Source organism: Streptococcus sp. V940 (assembly GCF_054353495.1).
Genome location: NZ_JBTHHZ010000001.1, coordinates 962,900 through 987,411, shown reverse-complemented (window position 1 = coordinate 987,411; position 24,512 = coordinate 962,900). Strand labels below are relative to the sequence as shown.

Sequence of the window (24,512 nt, the reverse complement as noted above, 5' to 3'; positions counted from 1 at the left end):
ACTAGATTATAAAATATTAGAAATAATAAGTCAAGTTTCAAGTGCTTGTAGAAAGAAATAATTTATGCTATGATGAGAGAAAATAGTATGAAAAGAGGATAAATGATGGAGATTCGCTTAGCCTTTCCAAATGAAGTTGATGCAATTATGCAAGTGATTGAGGGAGCCAAGAAATATTTGGCAGAAGCTGGCAGCACTCAGTGGCAAAACGGCTACCCAGATGCAGATACCATTATTGAAGATATCATCTCTGGTCAAGCTTATGTAGCCCTAGACGAAGGTGACCTCTTAGCCTATGCAGCAGTGACTAAGAGCCCAGAAAAAGCTTATGAAGCAATTTATGATGGCAACTGGGAGGGAAATGAAGCAGAATACTTAGTATTTCACCGTATTGCTGTTGCTAGAGACGCGCAAGGTCAAGGTGTTGCTCAGACCTTTTTAGAAGGCTTGATTGAAGGCTTCGATTACCTAGATTTTCGTTCAGATACGCACGCTAAAAACATAGCCATGCAGCATATCTTTGAAAAACTTGGGTTCCAACAAGTCGGCAAGGTCCCAGTAAACGGGGAACGCTTGGCCTATCAAAAATTAAAATCAAATGTCTAAGAAGTATGTAAAGATGCTATACAAGTCACCGATTGGTCACCTATCTCTGGTAGCAGATGACCACTATTTGTTTGGGATATGGATTGAAGAAGAGAGCGATTTTGAGAAGGGATTATCTGAAAATGGTGTAACTGTTGTTGAAAGTCATCCCATTTTAAATCAAATTACTTCCTATTTAGAGACTTATTTTAAGGGGCAAGATCAAGACTTATCTGAATTACCTTTAGCTCCTGTCGGTAGTGACTTTGAAAAAAGAGTCTGGAACTACTTGCGGGGAATTCCTTTTGGTCAGACAGTTACTTATGGGCAAATAGCTAAGGACTTGCAGGTGGCTTCTGCTCAAGCAGTCGGAGGAGCAGTAGGTCGCAATCCCTGGTCTATCCTTGTACCCTGTCACCGTGTGCTAGGTGCTGGAGGACGTCTGACAGGCTATGCTTGGGGACTCGAAAAGAAGGCTTGGCTTTTGAGGCATGAAGGTGCAAGTTATCAAGAAAATAAAAAATAGAAAGAGAAGAAAATGTTAGAATTTATCGAATATCCAAAATGTACAACTTGTAAAAAAGCTAAGAAAGAATTAGATCAACTCGGACTAGAATATAAAGACGTTCATATCGTTGAAGAGACTCCGAGTGAAAAGGTCATTTTAAACTGGCTCGAAACTTCGGGATTTGAATTGAAGCAATTTTTCAATACTAGTGGAATCAAATATCGTGAACTCGGATTGAAAGATAAGGTTGGAACATTGTCAAACAAAGAAGCAGCCAAACTCTTGGCCAGTGATGGTATGCTGTTAAAACGTCCGATACTAGTTGAAAATGGTCTTGTAAAACAAATTGGCTATCGTAAATCATACAATAACTTGGATTTGAATTAGTTTTTTTCTATCTCCTTGATAGATAAAATATATAACCTCCCACTTTTAAAGTATGATACACTAGAAGGTAGATGAAGTCTGATATGCTCGTAGCAAATATTTTTAATTAGAGCATAAGTATGATAGAATGAATCATTATCTTGAGAGGATGTTTCTATGAATGTTACAACGATTTTAGCATCTGATTGGTATCAAAATTTGATGCAATATATCCCGGATGGCAAACTGTTTAGTTGGCGTTCTGTTTTTGATGGGATTCCAAGAATTCTACAGCAATTACCTACAACATTGATGTTAACAGTATTTGGTGCCTTTTTTGGAATCATGCTAGCCCTGGTCTTTGCTATTGTGAAAATCAACCGAGTTCGATTTATATACCCAGTACAAGCCTTTTTTGTTAGTTTCCTAAAAGGAACTCCAATTTTAGTTCAACTGATGTTGACCTATTACGGAATTCCATTAGCTCTGAAAGCCTTGAATCAACAATGGGGAACTTCTCTAAACATTAATGCTATTCCAGCGGCAACATTTGCGATTGTGGCTTTTGCTTTTAATGAAGCAGCCTATGCCAGCGAAACTCTCCGTGCGGCAATTCTTTCTGTAAATCCAGGTGAGATTGAAGCTGCTCGTAGTCTTGGTATGACACGTGCACAAGTTTATCGTCGAGTCATTATTCCAAATGCAGCGGTAGTAGCGACTCCAACATTGATTAACTCCTTGATTGGCTTGACCAAGGGAACTTCTCTAGCCTTTAGTGCAGGTGTTGTAGAAATCTTTGCTCAAGCTCAGATTTTGGGTGGTGCAGACTATCGCTACTTTGAACGCTTTATCTCAGTCGCCCTTGTATACTGGGTGGTAAATATCGCTATTGAAAATCTTGGTCGCTTTATTGAAAGAAAAATGGCTATTTCCGCGCCAGATACTATCGAAACAGATGTGAAAGGAGAGCTTCGCTAATGATTAAAATTTCAAATTTAAGCAAGTCCTTTTCAGGTCAAACCGTATTAGATCATCTGAATTTAGATATTCAAAAAGGAGAGGTCGTAGCCTTGATTGGTTCTTCAGGGGCTGGGAAATCAACCTTTCTCCGTAGTCTCAATTATCTAGAAACTCCTGATAGCGGAAGTATTCAGATTGATGACTTTAAAGTCGATTTTTCTCAAATTACTCAAGAGGAAATTCTGACTCTTCGTCGTAAACTGTCCATGGTTTTCCAACAGTTTAATTTATTTGAGCGTAGAACAGCGCTAGACAATGTTAAAGAAGGCTTGGTGGTTGTTAAAAAACTATCGGACGAAGAAGCAACTGAAATTGCTAAGGAAGAGCTAGCTAAGGTTGGGCTTTCTGATCGTGAACAGCATTATCCGCGTCACTTGTCAGGGGGGCAAAAACAACGGGTCGCAATAGCGCGTGCTCTAGCCATGAAACCAGACGTCTTACTCTTGGATGAACCAACTTCAGCACTGGACCCAGAATTGGTTGGTGAGGTAGAAAGATCGATCGCTAATGCTGCAAAATCAGGTCAAACTATGGTTTTGGTTAGTCACGATATGTCATTTGTTGCTCAAGTAGCTGATAAGGTTTTATTCTTGGATAAAGGAAAGATTATTGAATCTGGAACACCGGATGAGATTATCAACCATCCTAAAGAAGAACGAACAAAAGAGTTCTTTGCTAGTTACAAACGGACCTATATCTGATATAATAGAAGATAAGAAAAACTCAGTTGGCTAAGCTAACTGGGTTTGCTCTTTAAAAATAATAGAAATGAGAGAGAGCATGCTAGTTCAGCTATTTGCTTTGTATTTAGAGAGTTTGGTTTTGACGATTTTACTAGTCTTGGTTGTCTTAGGGATTTGGATTGGTTTAAGAGCTCTATCAGGTGTGGATAAAACTGCCAAGGAGCGTCAGGCTCACCTCTATGATATGATTATGATTGGAGTTCTAACAATTCCAGTATTGTCTTTTGCAACCATGAGCATCTTGTTGGTTCTCAAGGCGTAATAGTTGTCAAATAGGATTTTATCCGTTAGAATAAGAATAGTTACAACAAGAAAGAAGGAAATAGAATGTACGATACGATTATTATCGGTGCAGGTCCTGCTGGGATGACTGCAGCCTTGTATGCAGCTCGCAGCAATCTCAAAGTAGCTTTGATTGAAGGTGGTCTTCCTGGCGGTCAGATGAACAATACTTCTGACATTGAAAACTATCCAGGTTATGCTAACATTAGTGGACCTGAGTTAGCAGAAAAGATGTTTGAACCTCTTGAAAATCTAGGTGTTGAACATCTCTATGGCTTTGTAGAAAATATTGAGGACCATGGTGATGTTAAGAAAGTAATCACAGACAATGAAGAATTTGAAACTCGCACAGTTATCGTAGCGACTGGTTCAAAACATCGACTCTTAGGAGTTCCTGGGGAAGAAGAACTGAATAGTCGTGGAGTTTCCTACTGTGCGGTTTGTGATGGAGCCTTTTTCCGTGACCAAGATTTGTTGGTTGTAGGTGGAGGAGATTCGGCTGTTGAAGAAGCAATCTTCTTAACACAGTTCGCCAAATCTGTAACCATCGTTCACCGTCGTGATGAGCTTCGTGCTCAAAAAGTCTTGCAAGACCGCGCCTTTGCCAATGAAAAAATCAACTTCATTTGGGATTCTGTTGTCAAAGAAATCAAGGGTGAAAACCGTGTGGAGTCAGTTGTCATTGAAAATGTTAAAACAAATCAAGTGACTGAACATGCCTTTGGAGGTGTCTTCATCTATGTTGGTTTAGATCCAGTTAGCGATTTTACAAAAGATTTACAAATCCAAGATGAGTCAGGTTGGATTGTGACAGATGACCACATGAAGACAAGTGTTGCAGGTGTCTTTGCAGTTGGAGATGTTCGTCAGAAAGACCTTCGCCAAGTTACAACAGCAGTTGGAGATGGTGCGATTGCAGGTCAAGAAGCCTATAAATATATTACTGAACACAGTTAAAAAAAGTTTCCAATCATTTGATTGGAAACTTTTTTATAATCGATTGCGGAAGACCTCGTACATGAGAATAGCAGCAGCAACACTGGCATTGAGACTTTGTACGTGTCCATTCATTGGAATAGTGATCATCTCGTCCACTTGCTTTTTGATGTTACTTGAGATACCTTTTCCTTCATTTCCGATAATGAGGGCGACCTTTCCACTGGTGTTCCATTTATGGCAAGGAGTTCCATTCATATCAGTTCCAAAGGTCCAAAAGCCCTCTTCTTTAAGTTTATCCAATGTTTGGCTGAGATTGTTTACGCGAGCAATGGGGACGTGCTCGATAGCACCTGTTGCTGTTTTTGCTACGACAGGAGTGACGCCGACAGCTCGGTGTTTGGGAATAATAACACCTGAAACATTGGTTGCATCCGCTGTTCTCAAGATAGAACCGAGATTATGTGGGTCTGTTAAACCATCAAGAATTAGCAGTAGTGGGTTTTCTTCTTTACGAGTCTGAGCAAGAATCTGCTCAAGTTCAGTGTAGGCAAATTCAGAAACACGTAAAACGAAGCCCTGGTGGACAGCTCCTTCAGTCATCTCGGAAAGTGATTTTTTTGAAGTCCAAGAGATAGATACTTTCTTTTCAGTTGCCAGTTCCTTGACTTTTTCTACATTCTTACCTCTCAAATCATCTTGGAGATAGAGTTTGTTTCCAGTATTTGCTAACAGTGCTTCGGTAACGGCGTGAACGCCATAGACAATATCATTTGTTTTCATGGCTCTATTATAACATAAAACCCCGTCTTTCAACGGGATTTTCTTTATTCCAGAATGAGTAAACCTTCTTTGACTGCAAAAGGATCCTTTTCATTGATACGATCATAAAACATAACACCATTTAAGTGGTCGATTTCATGTTGTACAACGATGGAGTTGTAGCCTTTTAGCTTGATGCGATGCTTTTCGCCATCTTTGTCAAAGTAGTCGACAGTTACTCGAGCATGGCGGATAACATAACCTGGGACAGTACGATCGACTGATAGACAACCTTCTCCCTCTCCTAGAGCAGCGTCTTGGACTGAGTGTGAGACAATCTTAGGATTGTACATAACAGCTTGTAAGTCATAGGCTTCTTGAGGTGTTTCACCTTCCTCGGTAATATTAGGAACTAAAACAGCAATGATGCGTTTTGAGATATCTAATTGTGGTGCAGCAAGTCCGACTCCTCCACGTAGACCTAACTTTTCAGCCATAACTGGGTCTTGTGAATGTTTCAAAAATTGCATCATTTTCTCACCAAGGATGATATCTTGATCACTTAATGGGAAAGTGACTTGCTCAGCAACTGCACGTAGGGTTGGATTGCCCTCGCGGATAATATCTTTCATGTCAATTAAATGTGAAGCTTTTGTAATACGTTCTATAGCAGACATCTTCTCTCCTTCCTTCCATTACAATTCCATGATAACACAAAATAGTTGAGAAAGAAAGTCACAGAAATTGTTAATAAAGGGAAATAGCTATTTGTCTGTGGTATAATAAGGTAAGGAGACTTGCATCAAAAAGCAAGGAGAAAAGATATGGAAAAACGTAGTAGAAGAATAAAGCAATCAGGATTACCAGTTGTCAGAGAGTCTATCCAATTTTTCAAAAACTATCGACAGTGGAGTAATAAAACCTTTGTTGTTGTGTTGTTGATTGTTGTTGCGATTTCGATGGCTTTGACTTTATTAGCTCAAGGAATTAAGGGAGTTCCATTGTGGAGTAGGAATGCACCTGTAGTGAGTCAGAATTCAGACTCTAAAGGTAAGAATTCCGTAACGGAAGAAGAAACGAGTGTGCGCATCATGGCAAATGGAGACCTCCTCTATCATATTCCGATTTATCGAACTGCCCTAAAGGAAGATGGTACTTATGATTTTCATGAAAATTTTGAGTATGTAAAACCTTGGCTGAAACAAGCAGACCTAGTCATCGGTGACTTTGAAGGAACTGTAAACAAGGACCACTACTTAGGAGGTTATCCTTTATTTAATGCACCTGGAGAAGTCATGGATGCTATAAAGGATGCTGGTTACCAAGTGTTAGACTTGGCTCACAATCATATCTTAGATTCTCAGATTGAGGGAGTTTTTTCAACTGCTGATGCTATCGAAAAAGCTGGAATGACTCCAATCGGAGTTTACACCCACGAACCAAGAGATAAGGCGCCTATCGTCATCAAGGAAGTCAAGGGCATAAAAGTTGCTCTTCTAGCGTATTCTTATGGTTTTAACGGTATTGAAGAATACATTTCTAAAGAAGATTATGATAATCATCTTTCTGATCTCAATGAAGAAAAAATGAAGGCAGAAATAGAAAGAGCTGAAAAAGAAGCAGATATAACAGTCGTCATGCCTCAGATGGGAATTGAGTATCAATTGGAACCAACTGAAGAGCAAAAGGAACTCTACCATAAAATGATTGATTGGGGGGCTGATATTATCTTCGGTGGACACCCTCACGTTGTTGAACCAGCTGAGACAGTCGATAAAGATGGAGATAAAAAACTCATCATCTATTCTATGGGGAATTTCCTATCGAATCAGCGTATTGAAACCATGCAGGATGAGGAAAATGCCAAGTGGACAGAACGTGGCGTTCTCATGGATGTGACTATCAAGAAAAAGGCAGGAAAGACTACAATAGAGACTGCTAAAGCTCATCCTAGCTGGGTTAATAGAACACCAAAAGGAACTTATTCTCCAGAAGGTTATCCACTCTATCTATACCAGACCTATATCTTAGATGATTTCATTGAGGGTGGGAAATATCGTAGCCAGTTAGATGATGAAACCAAGGAACGGATAGACACAGCTTATACAGAAATGAATGAGCATGTAGGTTTGAAATGGTAGCAATGGAGAGCGAGAAGAAAAAGATGGATATTAGAGTAATTGCGACGGATATGGATGGAACCTTGTTGGACCCCAAGGGACAACTGGATCTACCTCGTCTAGAAAAAATTTTGGACAAGCTGGATCAACGTGGCATTCGTTTTGTCATTGCAACGGGAAATGAAATTCATCGTATGAGACAATTACTGGGACATATAGCAGAGAGAGTGGTTCTCGTAGTTGCTAACGGTGCTCGGATATTCGAGAACAATGAATTGATTCAAGCACAAACTTGGGATGATGCCATGGTTGATAAAGCTTTAGCTCACTTTAAAGGTAGAGAATGTCAGGATCAGTTTGTCGTGACTGCGATGAATGGTGGTTTTGTAAAGAAAGGCACTGTTTTTACAGAACTAGATAAATTTATGACTCCAGAGATGATTGAGAAGCTCTATCAACGAATGAACTTTGTTGATGAATTTGACTCTAATCTCTTCGGTGGTGTTCTCAAGATGAGTATGGTTGTTGGTGAAGAACGATCCGAATCGGTTTTGCGGGAAATTAATGACCTATTTGATGGGCATGTGCGAGCTGTTTCCAGCGGTTATGGCTGTATTGATATCTTACAAGATGGGATTCATAAAGCGTGGGGGCTAGTAGAATTGCTCAAACGTTGGAACTTAAAACCTGAACAAATCATGGCCTTTGGTGATAGTGAAAATGACATTGAAATGTTAGAGTTGGCAGGAATTTCATACGCTATGGAAAATGCAGAAGAAGCTGTTAAGAGAGTTGCGACAAAAGTAGCTCCAGCCAACAGTCAGGCAGGTGTTTACAAAGTTTTAGAGAACTGGCTAGAAAGAGGAGAATAACTTGGCAGTACAGCTATTAGAAAACTGGCTCTTAAAAGAGCAAGAGAAAATCCAAACCAAGTATCGTGAACTCAATCAGATTTCGGTAATTGAACCAGATATCATCTTTATTGGAGATTCTATTGTTGAGTATTATCCCTTACAGGAATTGCTAGGGACAACAAAGACCATTGTGAACCGAGGTATACGAGGCTATCAGACCGGACTTTTACTTGATAACCTTGATGCCCACCTCTATGGTGATGCAGTGGATCAAATTGTGCTTTTGATTGGGACCAATGACATTGGAAAAGATGTTCCAATGAGTCAAGCACTAACCAATCTCGAAAGTGTGATTCAAAGTATTTCTCGTGACTATCCGCTGTCACAGATTAAGCTAGTTTCTATTCTGCCAGTTCATCAAGGGGAAGAATACAAACAGACAGTTTATATTCGTACAAATGAGAAAATCAAGGCCTGGAACCAAGTCTATCAAGAGTTAGCTTCTGCCTACATGCAGGTAGAATATGTATCTGTTTTTGAAGAGCTACTCGATCAGGAAGGGCAACTCAAATCAGACTATACAACAGATGGGCTTCACCTTAGTGTTTCTGGCTATCAGGCTCTATCAGAAACCTTGAAAACTAGACTTTTCTAGACATCTACTTGCATTTTTGCTTTTTTAACCTAGATAAGGTATAATATCTTTATAGTCTTTGGGGTCGTTACGGATTCGACAGGCATTATGAGGCATATTTTGCGACTCGTGTGGCGACGTAAACGCTCAGTTAAATATAACTGCAAAAAATAACACTTCTTACGCTCTAGCTGCCTAAAAACCAGCAGGCGTGACCCGATTCGGATTGCTCGTGTCTGATGACAGGTCTTAATTTTAGCGAGATACGATCAAACTTTGTCTAGCAGTTTGATAAGAGATTGATAGACTCGCAGTTCCTAGGCTTGAGTTATGTGTCGAGGAGCTGTTAAAACAATACATAACCTATGGTTGTAGACAAATATGTTAGCAGATGTTTGGACGTGGGTTCGACTCCCACCGGCTCCATTAATAATTTACATTGTTTTGTAAATCTTTCTAAAACGTTGTTTTTACAACGTTTTTTATTTTATTCCTTGGTATTCCTTTTTAGAAAAAGGATACAACATTTTGTCGTATCCTAAATATCAAATCAAGTCCTGAATTTTCTTAAGTTTTTATCATATTTTCTGTTATAATTAAGGTGCCTTAAGAAAAATAATGAAAAAACTAAATGTTTTTCATATAGTTTTCATTGTTTTAATAGTTTAAAGTCAATCTTATTTTTCTCTAATAGAAAATAATGAAAAAGTAGGTTTAGAAAGAGGTAAGTATCTATGTCTTCTCATAAAAAAGTGTCACTCTCTGAGATTAATCAATCTATCGATACTCCAAATAACAATCATTTCTGGCAAAATTTAAAGGCCTTTTTAGGTCCGGGTGCTCTTGTCGCAGTTGGTTATATGGATCCAGGAAACTGGATTACCAGTGTAGTCGGTGGTGCTTCCTATAAGTATAGTCTCTTGTTTGTTATCTTGATTTCATCTCTCATTGCCATGCAACTTCAGCAGATGGCAGGAAAGCTTGGTATTGTAACCCAGATGGATCTGGCTCAAGCAACGGCTCATCATTCACCTAAATGGCTTCGTTATAGTCTATGGGTGATTTTAGAATTAGCCTTGATGGCGACAGACCTGGCAGAAGTTCTAGGTTCAGCCATTGCTCTCAATCTTCTCTTTAAGATTCCGATTATGATAGCCATCCTTTTGACGGTTCTAGATGTCTTTCTCTTATTGCTTTTGATGAAATTTGGCTTTAAGAAGATTGAAGCTATTGTGACAACACTGATTTTAACCATTCTAGCAATTTTTACCTATCTGGTAGCTTTGTCACATCCAAGCTTCCAAGGAATCGTTGAGGGTTATCTACCGAATGCGACCTTATTTGAGAGTCCTTTGCCAGGACATGAAAGTCAATTAACATTAGCTCTGGGGATTGTAGGTGCGACGGTTATGCCTCATAACCTCTATTTGCATTCTTCCTTGTCTCAAACTCGGAAAATCAATCACAATGACAAGGATGATGTTCGAAAAGCGATGCGCTTTATGACCTGGGATTCAAATCTCCAATTATCCTTGGCCTTTGTGGTTAACTCCCTTCTATTAATTCTCGGGGCGGCTCTCTTTTTCGGCCATGCATCCGAGATTTCTGCCTTCTCTCAAATGTATAATGCCTTGCAGGATTCTACTATTGCAGGAGCTATAGCTAGCTCGACCTTATCAACCTTGTTTGCCTTGGCTTTATTAGCCAGTGGTCAAAATTCGACAATTACGGGTACCTTGACTGGACAAATCGTTATGGAAGGTTTCTTGCATATGAGATTGCCTCAATGGTTCATTCGTTTGGCAACTCGTCTCTTTGCCTTGTTGCCTGTCATGATTGTAGCGGTTCTGTTTGGTCATCAGGAAAAAACCTTGGATCAGTTATTGGTCTATTCGCAGGTCTTTCTTTCAATCGCTCTTCCATTTTCAATCTTCCCTCTGATTTATCTAACTTCTAAGAAATCACTGATGGGCGAATTTACCAATGCCAAATGGAATACCATCCTTGGTTATATTGTTTCCATTATCTTAACAATTCTCAATGTGAAATTGTTATTTGATATTTTCTAAGAAATTCACCCAAGTTAGAAAACAAACATATAAGAAAAAAGATACCCAAGATTTCTTGGGTATCTTTTTTGAAAATAAACGGAAGACATGGGATTCGAACCCACGCACGCTTTAACACGCCTACCGCGTTTCCAACACGGCCTCTTAAGCCTCTTGAGTAATCTTCCAATACTTACTAACCTAGTCTACCATAAAGCCTTCTTTCTTGCAAATTTATTTAAAGTTGAGGAGTCAGTGATAGAAATTGAAAGAAAGTGACAAAAAATGCTTGACTTTGATTTTTTTTATGATAGAATGAATAATGTAATCGTTAACAGGAGGTAAACTAATGCTAAAAAGTGAACGAAAACAGTTGATTTTAGAAGAATTGAGTAAGCATAAAATCGTCTCTCTAGAGAAATTGGTAGGCTTGTTAGATACTTCAGAATCAACAGTTAGACGTGATTTAGATGAACTGGAGTCTGAAAATAAACTTCGTCGAGTGCATGGAGGAGCAGAGTTGCCTCACTCCTTGCAAGAAGAAGAAACCATTCAAGAAAAATCTGTCAAAAACCTTCAAGAGAAAAAGTTGATTGCTCAAAAAGCATCTTCCCTCATCAAAGAAAAAGATGTTATCTTTGTGGATGCAGGGAGTACGACAGCCTTTCTCATTAAAGAATTGGAGCGAAAAGACATTACAGTGGTAACCAATTCCATTCACCATGCGGTTCAATTAGTGGATAAGCAAATCCCAACCGTCATTATCGGTGGTGGAGTCAAGATGACAACTGATGCCAGTATCGGAGGAGTAGCTCTCAATCAGATTAACCAACTGCACTTTGATCGTGCCTTTATTGGAATGAACGGTGTAGATGAAGGTTACTTTACAACTCCAGATATGGAGGAGGGCGCCGTCAAGCGTGCTATCTTAGAAAATGCTAAACAGACATATGTTTTAGCAGATTCATCCAAGATTGGTCAGTCTTGTTTTGCTAAGGTAGCTCCTATAAAACGTGCTATTGTCATTACATGCAAGGGTCATGAGCTCTTGTCAGCTATCAAAGAGAAAACGGAGGTAATAGAAGTATGATTTATACAGTCACACTCAATCCATCTATAGACTACATTGTCCGTTTGGACAAAGTAGAAGTTGGTAGTGTCAATCGTATGGATAGTGATGATAAGTTTGCTGGTGGTAAAGGTATCAATGTTAGCCGTGTCTTGAAGCGTTTGGATATTCCAAATACAGCGACAGGTTTCATCGGAGGATTTACTGGAAAATTTATCACAGATACTTTAGCTGAAGAACAAATTGAAACGCAATTTGTCCAAGTGGCAGAAGATACGCGTATCAATGTCAAGATCAAAGCAGATCAAGAAACAGAAATCAATGGGACAGGTCCTAATGTTGAGCCCGAACAACTTGAAGAGTTAAAAGCCATTCTTTCAAGTCTGACAGCAGAAGATACAGTTGTCTTTGCGGGTTCGAGTGCAAAAAACTTAGGCAATGTCATTTATAAGGATTTGATTGCCTTGACGCGTCAGACAGGCGCTCAAGTAGTCTGTGACTTTGAAGGTCAGACCTTAATTGATAGTTTGGATTATCAACCACTTTTGGTCAAACCAAATAATCATGAACTGGGAGCTATCTTTGGAGTGAAACTCGAAAGCTTAGATGAAATTGAAAAATACGCTCGAGAATTGCTAGCTAAAGGTGCTCAAAACGTTATCATCTCTATGGCTGGTGATGGAGCCCTTCTGGTAACATCAGATGGAGCATACTTTGCTAAACCGATCAAGGGAACCGTTAAAAACTCAGTGGGTGCTGGTGACTCTATGGTTGCTGGATTTACGGGTGAGTTTGTCAAATCAAAAGACGCAGTAGAAGCCTTCAAATGGGGAGTGGCTTGTGGAACAGCAACCACCTTCTCAGATGATTTAGCAACTGCAGCATTTATTAAAGAAACTTATGAAAAAGTTGAGGTAGAAAAAAGATGAAAATTCAAGATTTATTGAGAAAAGACGTCATGTTGCTTGATTTGCAAGCAACTGAAAAAACAGCAGCTATCGAAGAAATGATTCATAGCTTGGTTGAACACGGATACGTGACAGATTTTGAAACCTTTAAAGAAGGAATTTTAGCGCGTGAAGCTTTGACTTCTACAGGTTTGGGTGACGGTATCGCAATGCCTCACAGCAAAAATGCTACTGTTAAAGAAGCGACAGTTCTCTTTGCTAAGTCGAACAAGGGTGTTGATTACGAAAGCTTGGATGGACAAGCAACTGACCTCTTCTTTATGATTGCTGCTCCAGAAGGTGCTAATGACACTCACTTAGCAGCCTTGGCAGAATTGTCTCAATACTTGATGAAAGACGGATTTGCTGACAAACTTCGCCAAGTAACTTCAGCTGACCAAGTCATTGAACTCTTTGACCAAGTTTCAGAAAAAGCTCAAGAACCAGCTAAAGCTCCTACAAATGACTCTGCAGACTTCATCGTAGCAGTTACAGCTTGTACAACAGGAATTGCCCACACTTACATGGCCCAAGAAGCTCTTCAAAAGGTGGCGGCAGAAATGGGTGTTGGGATCAAGGTTGAAACCAATGGTGCTAGTGGTGTTGGCAATAAATTGACAGCAGAAGATATTCGTAAGGCTAAAGCTGTCATCATCGCTGCTGATAAAGCAGTTGAAATGGATCGTTTTGATGGCAAACCGTTGGTCAATCGTCCAGTTGCAGACGGTATCCGTAAGACAGAAGAGTTGATCAACTTGGCTCTTTCTGGGAATGCTGAAGTCTACCATGCTGCTAACGGAGCACAAGCTTCAACAGCATCTAATGAAAAACAAAGCCTCGGCGGTGCCTTCTACAAACACTTGATGAGTGGTGTATCCCAAATGTTGCCATTCGTTATCGGTGGTGGTATCATGATTGCCCTTGCCTTCTTGATTGACGGTGCTTTGGGGGTTCCAAATGAAAGCCTTGGGAATCTTGGTTCTTACCATGAGCTAGCTTCTATGTTCATGAAAATTGGTGGCTCAGCCTTTGGTTTGATGCTTCCAGTATTTGCAGGATATGTTGCTTACTCAATTGCTGAAAAACCAGGTTTGGTAGCAGGTTTCGTAGCTGGTGCTATCGCTAAAGAAGGTTATGCCTTTGGTAAAATCCCTTACGCTCAGGGTGGAGAAGCAACTTCAGCTCTTGCCGGAGTGTCATCAGGTTTCCTTGGTGCTCTTGTTGGTGGATTTATTGCTGGTGCCTTGGTTCTCTTGATTAAGAAATATGTAAAAGTTCCTCGTTCACTTGAAGGTGCTAAATCAATCCTTCTCTTGCCACTATTTGGAACAATCTTGACAGGATTTGTCATGCTGGCAGTCAATATCCCAATGGCCGCAATCAATACTGGTATGAACAACTTCCTTGCAGGACTTGAAGGTGGTTCAGCTGTCCTTCTTGGTATCGTTCTTGGAGGAATGATGGCTGTCGATATGGGTGGCCCTGTCAATAAAGCAGCTTACGTCTTTGGTACTGGTACTCTTGCAGCAACAGTTGCAACAGGTGGTTCAGTAGCCATGGCAGCAGTTATGGCTGGAGGAATGGTTCCACCGCTTGCAATCTTTGTAGCAACACTTCTCTTCAAGAATAAATTTACCAAAGAAGAACGTAACTCTGGTTTGACGAACATCGTTATGGGCTTGTCATTCATCACTGAAGGTGCGATTCCATTTGGTGCAGCAGACCCAGCTCGTGCTATCCCAAGCTTCATCCTTGGTTCAGCGGTAGCAGGTGGACTCGTTGGTCTTGCAAATATCAAACTCATGGCTCCTCACGGAGGAATCTTCGTTATCGCCCTTACTTCAAATGCTCTTCTTTACCTTGTCTTTGTCTTGGTAGGAGCAATTGTCAGTGGTGTCGTTTACGGTTACCTTCGTAAACCATTAGAAAAATAATCACAAACACATTCAAATGACTGAACACGAAAGTGGGCAGTCATTTTTTTAACCTCTCGAAAAGTTTCTGAAATATGATATAATAGAAGCATGGCAAACAAGAATACAACCAAAACAAGACGAAGACCGTCTAAAGCAGAATTGGAAAGAAAACAAGCGATTCAACGAATGCTGATTTCCTTAGCTTTGGCTATCTGTTTAATTTTTGCAGCCCTCAAATGGGGAGCTGTCGGAATCACTGTTTATAACCTGATTCGCTTACTCGTAGGGAGTTTAGCATACTTAGCTATTTTCTCTCTCTTGATTTATCTATTCTTCTTTAAATGGATTCATAAACAAGAAGGCTTGCTAGCAGGTTTCTTCTTTATTTTTACAGGCTTACTCCTAATCTTTCAAGCCTATCTTGTCTGGAAGCTTAGTATGGCAAACGCTGTTTTCCAAGTAACAGTTGGACAAATTTTTAAAGATTTAACCAGTTTTCAAGTGACAAGCTTTGCTGGTGGGGGTGTGATTGGGAGTGGTCTCTACATTCCGGTAGCCTTTTTGTTCTCAAACATCGGTACCTATTTCATCGGGGCAATCTTAATCCTAATCGGAGCTCTTTTAATGAGTCCATGGTCTATCTATGATATTGCTGATTTTCTTTCAGCTCGATTAGCTATCTGGATGGAGCGCCGTGAACAGAAAAAACAAGAGCGTTTTATCAAGCGTGAAGAGGAAAAGGCACAAAGAGAAGCAGAAGAGCAAGCAAGACTTGAAAAAGAAAGAGAAGAGCAGGCTTTGCTTGACATGCAGCCTGTAGATATGGAAACTGGAGAAATCTTATCAGACCAACCACTGCAAGAATTTCCTCCACTTCCAGAGGAGGAATGGGTAGAACCTGAGATTATTCTCCCGCAAGCTGATTTTGATTACCCTGAAGAAGGAGACTATCCAGAGGAAGAAGTTTTCTCTGAAGAAGAAGATGATGATGACGAAGAGGTTGAAGTAGATTTTTCTGCTAAAAAGGCCTTGGAGTATAAGCTTCCAAGCTTGCAACTCTTTGCACCTGATAAACCAAAAGATCAGTCAAAAGAAAAGAAAATCGTTCGAGAAAATATTAAAATTTTGGAAGAGACCTTCGCAAGTTTTGGTATTAAAGTGACTGTAGAAAGAGCAGAAATCGGTCCGTCGGTGACTAAGTATGAGGTTAAACCTGCAGTTGGTGTCCGTGTCAACCGTATTTCCAATCTAGCAGACGACTTGGCTCTGGCCTTGGCTGCTAAAGATGTCCGTATCGAAGCACCGATTCCTGGGAAATCCTTGGTAGGTATCGAAGTTCCTAACTCAGAAATTGCAACGGTATCCTTCCGTGAGCTTTGGGAACAATCTCAAACAAAACCTGAAAATCTTCTAGAAATTCCTCTTGGGAAAGCAGTCAATGGTACAGCCCGTTGCTTTGACTTGGCTAAAATGCCTCACTTGCTAGTGGCCGGTTCTACAGGTTCTGGTAAATCTGTTGCAGTTAATGGGATCATCGCAAGTATTCTGATGAAGGCTCGCCCAGACCAAGTCAAATTTATGATGGTGGATCCTAAGATGGTCGAGTTGTCGGTCTACAACGATATTCCCCATCTCTTGATTCCAGTTGTAACCAATCCTCGCAAGGCTAGTAAGGCTTTGCAAAAGGTTGTTGATGAAATGGAAAACCGCTATGAACTCTTTGCGAAAGTCGGAGTTCGAAATATTGCTGGTTTCAATGCTAAAGTTGAGGAATTCAATGCTCAGTCTGAATACAAGCAAGTACCTCTACCTTTAATCGTCGTGATTGTCGATGAGTTGGCAGATTTGATGATGGTTGCCAGCAAGGAAGTAGAAGATGCTATTATTCGTCTCGGACAAAAGGCGCGTGCGGCTGGTATTCACATGATTCTTGCAACCCAGCGTCCTTCAGTAGATGTTATCTCTGGTCTGATTAAGGCAAATGTGCCGTCACGTGTAGCATTCGCTGTTTCTTCAGGAACGGATTCACGTACGATTTTAGATGAAAATGGTGCGGAGAAATTGCTTGGTCGAGGGGATATGCTCTTTAAACCAATTGACGAAAACCATCCTGTTCGCTTGCAAGGTTCCTTTATCTCAGATGATGATGTGGAACGCATCGTAAACTTCATTAAGGCGCAAGCTGATGCGGATTATGATGAAAGCTTTGATCCAGGAGAAGTATCTGAGACAGAAGGTGAGTTTGGTTCTAGCGATGATGCTGGAGATCCACTTTTCGAAGAAGCCAAGGCGCTTGTTATAGAGACACAAAAAGCAAGTGCATCCATGATTCAACGCCGTCTTTCAGTTGGTTTTAACCGAGCAACTCGATTGATGGAAGAATTAGAAATGGCTGGTGTTATCGGTCCGGCTGAAGGAACAAAACCTCGTAAAGTCTTACAACAATAAATTGTTTGAAAATAGAATAAAAATTCAAGAAATTACCTTTAGGAAATTGGAATAATCTTCTCTAATTTTTCGAAGGTGATTTCTTTCTTTTTGCCTAGGATTATAAGTATTTTTGTTCTAAAAAGACTTTCAGGTTGGTCCGATCTTTAGATTTTACTTTTACTAATTTTAACTAATAAAGTATTGATTTTTAAACTAGGTTTTGATATATTAAAATGGTATAAGAAATATTTAAATGTTTAAAAAATAAGCGAAAAAAATGAAGGGGGTTATTTTTTTAAGATAAAATGCAAACGCTTACTTTTTAAGCAGAAAGGAATAAAAATAATGGATAAAAGGTTATTTGAAAAACGTTGTAAATATAGTATTCGGAAATTTTCATTAGGTGTTGCTTCTGTTGTCATTGGTGCAACATTCTTTGGAACAAGCACTGTTTTGGCAGATACAGCACAAACTGGTTCTACTGCAAATATGCCAGCCGATTTAGCAGCTGCTCTGGCAAATGCAAAAAATGATAATGGACATGATTTTGAAGCGCCAAAACCTGGGGAAGATCAAGGTTCTCCTGAAGTTACTGAGGGACCAAAAACTGAGGAAGAAATACTTGCGAAAGAAAAAGAAGCGGTAGCACCATCTGCAACTGAAACAACCGAAAATGAACTTCCAAAAGATTTGCGTGAAAAACTCGATAAGGCTGAAGATAGTGGACATTCTGCTTCAAAAGATGATTTAGCAAAAGAAGATAAAAGTTTAGTTCCAGAAGATGTTGCTAAAACAAAAAACGGTGAATTGAACTACGGTGCGACTGTTGAAATTAAGAGCGAAGCTGGTATTGGTAGTGGGGTTGTTATCGGAGAAAATCTTGTCTTATCAGTATCTCATAACTTTATCAAGGATGTTCCGGATGGCAATAATCGTAAGGTAGCTGATAACATTGATAGTGATAAAGATGTGTATACAGTTTCTTATGAAGGTGCACCAGACGTTAAATTTAGTAAAAATGATGTAAAACACTGGGATCGTGAAGGCTTCCTGAAAGGTTATAAAAATGACTTAGCTATTGTCAAACTTCGCAGTCCTCTTGCAAATGCTCCAGTTGAAGTTGCGGATAAACCATCAACTATCAAGACAGGAGATAAGGTACATGTATTTGGCTATCCAAAAGGAGTGCTCGATCCAATCCTTAATACCACTGTCGAAGATATTAATGACCATGGAGAGGGTGTTCGTGGAATTAGCTATCAAGGAAGTGAACCTGGTGCCAGTGGTGGCGGAATCTTTGATGAAAATGGAAAATTAATTGGGATTCATCAAAACGGTGTATCTGGTAAACGTAGTGGTGGTATTCTTTTCTCACCTGCTCAGTTAGAGTGGATTCAAAACTATATCAAAGGTATTGAAACAACTAAACCAGTGGGTCTAGATGCACTTGATAAACAAGTTGAAGATAAAGAAGAAAAACCAAAAGAGGACAAACCTCAGGAAGAAAAACCAGTTGAAAACAAACCAGCTGAGAATAAACCAGCTGAAGCAGCAACGGAAGAAACTAGCGACGCTACTGCCGAAGTGAAAAAAGAGTGGGACTCAGTAAGCCGTGTGAAAGGGAATGTTGAAGTCGTTGAAGAAGGCGGAGTACGCTACAACAAATTAACTTCAACAACAGCTAACGACAATGGAGCAAACGAAGCTTTATTTGAAAAAGCTGGATTACAGGCGGATGCGGAAGGAAATGTAAGCGTTGACTTAACGTTCAAGGCAAACACTCCTCCAGCTGAAACACGCTTTGGGGTATATCTAAAATATAAAGATAATGATAACAACATCTTTGTTGGGTATGACAAGGGCGGTTGGTTCTGGCAATACAAAGGACCAAATGTAAACACTTGGTATAGTAAGACTCGTGTAGAAGCACCAAATGTAGGTGAAGAAAACCACCTATCTATCGTTTACAAAAAAGACGGTCAATTAAATGCTACAAATAATGGACAAAATTTATTTAGCACAGAAGTCGTTCCAGAAGTTGTCAAGAACTCTTTAGCTGATGTGAATAAAGTTTACCTCAAAGCTGGTACTTACGGTACAGAATTATCTTCTGTATCGATCAAAGCGGATAACCAAGATAACATCAAACCTGAAGAAGAAACTCCAGCTGTGGATGATGGGTTACGTCGCAATGACCAAGATGTTCACTATGAAACTTTACAATCAGAACAATTAAAAGCGATTATCGACACAGCGTTTCCACGTGTTAAAGAATATGAATTAGATGGAAAAACGTTAACAGGTCAAGTTCAAAAATTAGATAAAATGTCAATCAACGGTGTATTAGTCACTCCAGAAGTTCAATACCGTAAGATTGATGACACTACTGCAGAATATGTAATGAAAGTAAGAAACGATGATGAATTCATCAACGCTGAAATCACTGTAAAATTACAATTAGTCGGCAACGAAATGCACTTCGATGTGACAAAAGTAGTGAACAAAAACAATGTCGAAATGGGTAAACCAGTCGACAATGTTCGCAAATTAATCCAAACCATTGAATTCCCAGGAAACACACTTGTTTCTGTTGGTTCTAACAAACAAGGCGCAAAATTCGACGGAGCTCAAATGTCTACAAACACACATAACCGTGGAGACTATCATTTAGACTTGAAAGAAGGCAAGATGAATGAATATACTTACGGCTTCATGTATGGATTTGTTTCTTCTAATGAATTAGCAGCATCTGTTTGGAGTAACTCTCAATTTACTTATAGAGGAAATGACTTTGCACGTTTAACAACAGCGTTAGAACGTGTTGAAGGCGTAAACTACTTAGGTATTCAAAGCTCACCTTACTGGTACCAACGTGCTTATAAGAACTTAGTATTCCCAGAATACACATTAGAATTACCAAGTTCTAAAGTAGTCATTACAAAAGACTTAAACAAAGATAATGTGGTGGACTGGCAAGATGGTGCGATTGCATATCGTAATATCATGAACAATCCTAAAGGGGCAGAATCTGTTCCAGATTTAGTAGCGTATCGTATTGCGATGAACTTCGCATCTCAAGCGCAAAACCCATTCTTAATGACATTAGATGGTATTAAGAAGATTAACTTACACACAGATGGTTTAGGCCAATCAATCCTACTTAAAGGGTATGGTAGTGAAGGTCACGACTCAGGTCACTTAAACTATGCGGATATCGGTAAGAGAATCGGTGGCGTTGAAGACTTCAAGAAATTATTAGCAAGATCAAAAGAATATGGAGCTAAAATCGGTATTCACGTTAATGCTTCTGAAACATATCCTGAATCTAAATACTTCAGTGAAGCTATTTTACGTAGAAACTCTGACGGAACATATATGTACGGTTGGAACTGGTTAGACCAAGGTATCAACATCGATGCAGAATATGACTTAGCTCATGGACGTTTGGATCGTTGGAAAGAGTTAAGAGAAAAATTAGGTGCTGACTTAGACTTCATTTATGTGGACGTTTGGGGTAACGGACAATCAGGAGATAACACTGCTTGGCCAACTCACGTACTTGCTAAAGAATTAAACTCTCAAGGATGGCGTATGGCTATCGAGTGGGGCTTCGGTGCAGAATATGACTCAACATTCCAACACTGGGCAGCTGACTTAACTTACGGTGGATATTCACTGAAGGGTATTAACTCAAATATCACTCGATTCATTCGTAACCACCAAAAAGACTCATGGGTGGGTGACTATCCAAGCTACGGTGGTGCCGCTAACTATCCATTACTTGGTGGATATAACATGAAAGACTTCGAAGGATGGCAAGGTCGAAGCGACTACGAAGGATATATTCGTAACCTCTTCGAAAACAACATCATGACGAAGTTCTTCCAACACTACAAAGTTTCTAAATGGGTGAACGGTGACCCAGTTGCGATGAGCGACAACGGTCAAAACTACAAGTGGACTCCAGAGATGGAAGTACATTTAACAAATGACAATGGGGACGAAGTGAAAATTGTTCGTCAATCAAACGACCCTAATAGCCCAGATTACCGTAAACGTGTCACAACATTAAACGGTCGTGTCATCGAAAATGGTAGAAGCTACTTAGTACCATGGAACTGGGATGAAAATGGTAAAGCTTTAACAGGCGACAAAGAAAAGATGTACTTCTACACAACTGAAGGTGGAACAACTGAATGGACTCTTCCAGAAGATTGGACTGGAGATAAAGTATACCTTTACCGTTTAACAGACCAAGGTAAGAAAGATGTTGTAGAATTAACAGTCGGCGCAGACCGTAAGATTCAAATTACGGGAAATGCGAACCAACCATATGTACTTTACAAAGCTCCTCAAGGCAAAAAGACAATGGTATGGAGTGAAGGTCTACACATCTATGACCAAGGTTTCAACAGCGGAACATTAGATCATTGGGAAAAAACGGGTGACAGCGAACACGCTGAAATCGTGAAATCTCAAGGGGCTAACGAAATGTTACGTATTCAAGGAAACACTGAACGTGTGACATTGAAACAACGCTTAACAGACTTGAAACCAAATACAAGATATGCTGTTTATGTAGGTGTAGATAACCGAAGTGATGCACGTGCAGATATCACAATCCGTGTAGGCGACAAAGTGATTTCTAACTACACTAACAAATCAATCGCGAAGAACTATGTACAAGCACATGCGCATAACACACTTTCAAAGAACGCAACTGTGGATAATACAAGTTACTTCCAAAACATGTATGTATACTTCACAACAGGCGAAGATGTTTCTAATGTGACATTAGAACTTGGACGTGATGCGGATGCAGCAGCAACTTACTTCGATGAAATTCGTGTATTTGAAAATCAATCTGTAATGTACAACGAAAAACACGATACAGGAAATAGTAAATTCAAACAAGACTTTGAAGAAGTGCCTCAAGGTATCTTCCCATTCGTAGTCGGCGATGTTGAAGGCGTACAAGATAACCGTACTCACTTATCTGAGAAACACGAACCATATACTCAACGTGGATGGAATGGTAAGAAAGTCAACGATGTCATCGAAGGCAATTGGTCATTGAAGACGAACGGTTTATCAGGTTATGACAAACTCGTTTACCAAACAATTCCACAAAACTTCCGCTTCGAAGAAGGTAAGACTTATAAAGTAACCTTCGAGTATGAAGCAGGTTCAAATGGAGCATACTCATTCGTTATCGGTAATGGCGAAAATTCTCGTCGTAGTAAATTAACGAAATACGACTTAGAAAACACTTGGGAAAATTCATCAACTCCTAAGAAAGTAAGCTTCTATGTTACTGGTGAAAAAGGTGGAAACACTTGGATTGGTATTTACTCAAATGCGCGTGGTGCCGATACTAAAGGAGCTACAGATAACAACGAAATCAACTTCAAAGGTTATAAAGACTTTATGTTAGATAACCTTGAAATTGAAGAAATTAAGTTAACTGGTAAGATGATCATCGATGAAGCATACGAAAAGAATACTCCAATCGTAAATGGCAACTACAAACAAGATTCATTAAATGCTTATAAAGACGCTGTAGCAGCTTTATTAGAAGCAGACGATGATATTAGTGTGGATGACGCTAAAGCTCTTGTAGAACGCGTTAACGAGGCTAAAGAAAAACTTGCGGTGAAACGTAGCGCTCCAGATTGGGACGATATTCATGATCTTGATGCTCCTTATGAAGAAGCAGATAATGTATGGTATGCATTTGATGGAAATACAAATACTTTATGGCATACACCTTATGGAGTGAATAGCTTAGGAAAACCATTAACAGTAGAGTTCAATAATCCGATGGAATCAACTCGCTTTGAATATGTTCCTCGCCCTTCAGGTCCAAACGGACGTGTGATGAGCGGTAGCCTTACAGTGATTGATGAAAAAGGACAAGAACATAACTTTAGCTTTACTGGATGGGAAAATAATGCGAAAACAAAAGTGATTAACTTCGATGCTCCAATCAAAGTGAAGAAAGCTATCTTTACTGGTAACGAAACATACGGTGATCCTGGACATATTTCAGCAGCGGAATTACGCTTCGTCCTTCCAATTGAAGATGATAAACCATTAGATGAAGCTGCATACAATGCTGAAGTAGAACGTGTTCGTAAGATTGATCGTCAAGATGCGAAAGAATACTTGGCGGCTGTTGAAGCGTACAAGAATGGTCTTGCAGAACATAACTTATTAACTCCAAACGGACTTAATAAATTGGTAGAAGGCTTGAAAGAAATTAAAGAAACTGAAGAGCCAACTCCAGATCCGAAACCAACTCCAGATCCAGAGCCAACTCCAGATCCAGAGCCAACTCCAGATCCGAAACCAACTCCAGATCCAAAACCAACCCCAGATCCAGAGCCAACTCCAGATCCAAAACCAACTCCAGATCCAGAGCCAACTCCAGATCCAGAGCCAACTCCAGATCCAGAGCCAACTCCAGATCCGAAACCAACTCCAGATCCAGAACCAACTCCAGATCCAGAGCCAACTCCAGATCCGAAACCAACTCCAGATCCAGAGCCAACTCCAGATCCAGAACCAACTCCGGATCCAGAGCCAACTCCAGATCCAAAACCAACTCCAGATCCAGAGCCAACTCCAGATCCAGAGCCAACTCCAGATCCAGAACCAACTCCGGATCCAAAACCAACTCCAGATCCAGAACCAACTCCAGATCCAAAACCAACTCCAGATCCAGAGCCAACTCCAGATCCAGAGCCAACTCCGGATCCAGAACCGGAAGTTCTTTCAAGTAAGGGAGAACAGCAACCACCAGTAGTTGAAATTCCTGAATTTACAGGTGGAGTTAATGCTACAGAAGCGACTGTTTATGACATTCCAGAGTTCAAGGGTGGCGTTAATTGGGTTGAAGCGGACAAGAATGAGCTCCCAGAATTCAAGGGTGGCGTTAATTGGGTTGAAGCAGCTAAGAATGATGTTCCTGAGTATAAAGAAACATTAGGTGCAGGAGACAATCAGACAAGTCCAGTTGCAGAAAAACTTGATCAGAAACCAGCTCTAACACCAACACCTGCTATGCAAGCAGCACAAAAAGAAGCAGATCAGTCCAAACTTCCTGAAACAGGTGAAGGCACAACTGAACACCTCTTCCTAGCTGGTCTTACATTAGCAATGTCTGCTCTATTTCTTCAAAAAAGAAAAGAAGATTAAAATATAATAGAGTTTTATACTATGAAAACTCAAACTCCTAACTTATTGTAATGGAGAAAACCAAACACCTAGAGAGGACCTCTTGGTCCTCCCTT

Annotated in this window: 18 protein-coding genes, 1 tRNA gene and 1 other RNA gene; 17 read left to right on the top strand and 3 right to left on the bottom strand. The window is 40.0% G+C overall.

The genetic code is table 11. The features are described from left to right. Window positions 1–105: 105 nt before the first annotated feature. From ACXYSM_RS04970 to trxB, 7 genes are all read left to right on the top strand, one after another. On the top strand, window positions 106–606 hold the full coding sequence (locus ACXYSM_RS04970; protein ID WP_458634707.1) for an N-acetyltransferase family protein: 501 nt from the start codon (window positions 106–108) through the stop codon (window positions 604–606). Between the two features lie 13 nt (window positions 607–619). Next, window positions 620–1,111 carry a methylated-DNA--[protein]-cysteine S-methyltransferase gene (locus ACXYSM_RS04965; RefSeq protein ID WP_458634562.1) on the top strand — a complete coding sequence of 164 codons (492 nt, stop codon included), beginning with the start codon at window positions 620–622 and terminating at the stop codon, window positions 1,109–1,111. A gap of 12 nt (window positions 1,112–1,123) precedes the next feature. Then, a complete protein-coding gene (locus tag ACXYSM_RS04960) occupies window positions 1,124–1,480 on the top strand; it encodes a Spx/MgsR family RNA polymerase-binding regulatory protein (RefSeq protein WP_006148818.1) in 357 nt (118 codons plus the stop codon). Between the two features lie 156 nt (window positions 1,481–1,636). Next, window positions 1,637–2,437 (top strand): amino acid ABC transporter permease, encoded by an 801-nt coding sequence (locus ACXYSM_RS04955; protein ID WP_447264226.1) that lies wholly within the window; start codon window positions 1,637–1,639, stop codon window positions 2,435–2,437. Continuing rightward, a complete protein-coding gene (locus tag ACXYSM_RS04950; RefSeq protein WP_004253930.1) occupies window positions 2,437–3,180 on the top strand; it encodes an amino acid ABC transporter ATP-binding protein in 744 nt (247 codons plus the stop codon). Before ACXYSM_RS04955 ends, ACXYSM_RS04950 begins: the two co-directional genes overlap by 1 nt. 79 nt (window positions 3,181–3,259) lie before the next feature. Further along, window positions 3,260–3,484 carry a DUF4059 family protein gene (locus ACXYSM_RS04945; protein ID WP_006152536.1) on the top strand — a complete coding sequence of 75 codons (225 nt, stop codon included), beginning with the start codon at window positions 3,260–3,262 and terminating at the stop codon, window positions 3,482–3,484. Window positions 3,485–3,549: 65 nt separating this feature from the next. After that, window positions 3,550–4,461, top strand: a complete 912-nt coding sequence (gene trxB, locus ACXYSM_RS04940) for a thioredoxin-disulfide reductase (protein WP_458634561.1) — start codon at window positions 3,550–3,552, stop codon at window positions 4,459–4,461. A 33-nt stretch (window positions 4,462–4,494) separates the two neighbouring features. On the opposite strand, the gene rlmB is transcribed toward trxB, so the two are convergent. After that, entirely contained in the window at window positions 4,495–5,223 is a 729-nt protein-coding gene (rlmB, locus tag ACXYSM_RS04935) for a 23S rRNA (guanosine(2251)-2'-O)-methyltransferase RlmB (protein ID WP_458634560.1), read from the bottom strand. Between the two features lie 44 nt (window positions 5,224–5,267). Next, window positions 5,268–5,879, bottom strand: a complete 612-nt coding sequence (gene def, locus ACXYSM_RS04930; protein WP_458634559.1) for a peptide deformylase — start codon at window positions 5,877–5,879, stop codon at window positions 5,268–5,270. Window positions 5,880–6,026: 147 nt separating this feature from the next. Here def and ACXYSM_RS04925 point away from each other — a divergent pair, with 147 nt between their 5' ends. The 5 genes from ACXYSM_RS04925 to ACXYSM_RS04905 all read left to right on the top strand — a co-directional run bounded on the left by ACXYSM_RS04925 (window position 6,027) and on the right by ACXYSM_RS04905 (window position 10,879). Further along, a complete protein-coding gene (locus ACXYSM_RS04925; RefSeq protein ID WP_458634558.1) occupies window positions 6,027–7,343 on the top strand; it encodes a CapA family protein in 1,317 nt (438 codons plus the stop codon). A gap of 23 nt (window positions 7,344–7,366) precedes the next feature. After that, the gene (locus ACXYSM_RS04920; RefSeq protein WP_458634557.1) at window positions 7,367–8,194 is read left to right on the top strand and encodes a Cof-type HAD-IIB family hydrolase; all 828 of its coding nucleotides are present in this window, start codon (window positions 7,367–7,369) and stop codon (window positions 8,192–8,194) included. A 1-nt stretch (window position 8,195) separates the two neighbouring features. Continuing rightward, window positions 8,196–8,831, top strand: coding sequence for an SGNH/GDSL hydrolase family protein (locus ACXYSM_RS04915; protein ID WP_458634556.1), 636 nt, complete (start codon window positions 8,196–8,198; stop codon window positions 8,829–8,831). Window positions 8,832–8,891: 60 nt separating this feature from the next. Further along, window positions 8,892–9,239: a transfer-messenger RNA gene (gene ssrA, locus ACXYSM_RS04910) on the top strand. A 305-nt stretch (window positions 9,240–9,544) separates the two neighbouring features. Continuing rightward, window positions 9,545–10,879, top strand: coding sequence for an Nramp family divalent metal transporter (locus tag ACXYSM_RS04905; RefSeq protein ID WP_458634555.1), 1,335 nt, complete (start codon window positions 9,545–9,547; stop codon window positions 10,877–10,879). 79 nt (window positions 10,880–10,958) lie between these two features. Here the strand turns inward: ACXYSM_RS04905 and ACXYSM_RS04900 are convergent. Further along, window positions 10,959–11,046: transfer RNA gene (locus ACXYSM_RS04900), tRNA-Ser, on the bottom strand. Window positions 11,047–11,207: 161 nt separating this feature from the next. On the opposite strand from ACXYSM_RS04900, the gene ACXYSM_RS04895 reads away from it, so the two are divergent. The 5 genes from ACXYSM_RS04895 (at window position 11,208) to ACXYSM_RS04875 (ending at window position 24,417) form a co-directional block, all read left to right on the top strand. After that, window positions 11,208–11,948, top strand: a complete 741-nt coding sequence (locus ACXYSM_RS04895; RefSeq protein ID WP_458634554.1) for a DeoR/GlpR family DNA-binding transcription regulator — start codon at window positions 11,208–11,210, stop codon at window positions 11,946–11,948. Beyond that, window positions 11,945–12,856, top strand: coding sequence for a 1-phosphofructokinase (pfkB, locus tag ACXYSM_RS04890; protein WP_006152496.1), 912 nt, complete (start codon window positions 11,945–11,947; stop codon window positions 12,854–12,856). The genes ACXYSM_RS04895 and pfkB overlap by 4 nt, the downstream gene beginning before the upstream one ends. Next, window positions 12,853–14,808 carry a fructose-specific PTS transporter subunit EIIC gene (locus tag ACXYSM_RS04885; RefSeq protein WP_458634553.1) on the top strand — a complete coding sequence of 652 codons (1,956 nt, stop codon included), beginning with the start codon at window positions 12,853–12,855 and terminating at the stop codon, window positions 14,806–14,808. Before pfkB ends, ACXYSM_RS04885 begins: the two co-directional genes overlap by 4 nt. Before the next feature lie 141 nt (window positions 14,809–14,949). After that, a complete protein-coding gene (locus ACXYSM_RS04880; protein ID WP_458634706.1) occupies window positions 14,950–17,238 on the top strand; it encodes a DNA translocase FtsK in 2,289 nt (762 codons plus the stop codon). A gap of 327 nt (window positions 17,239–17,565) precedes the next feature. Further along, window positions 17,566–24,417: a SpGH101 family endo-alpha-N-acetylgalactosaminidase gene (locus ACXYSM_RS04875; protein ID WP_458634552.1), complete on the top strand. Its 6,852-nt coding sequence runs from the start codon at window positions 17,566–17,568 to the stop codon at window positions 24,415–24,417. Window positions 24,418–24,512: the final 95 nt, after the last annotated feature.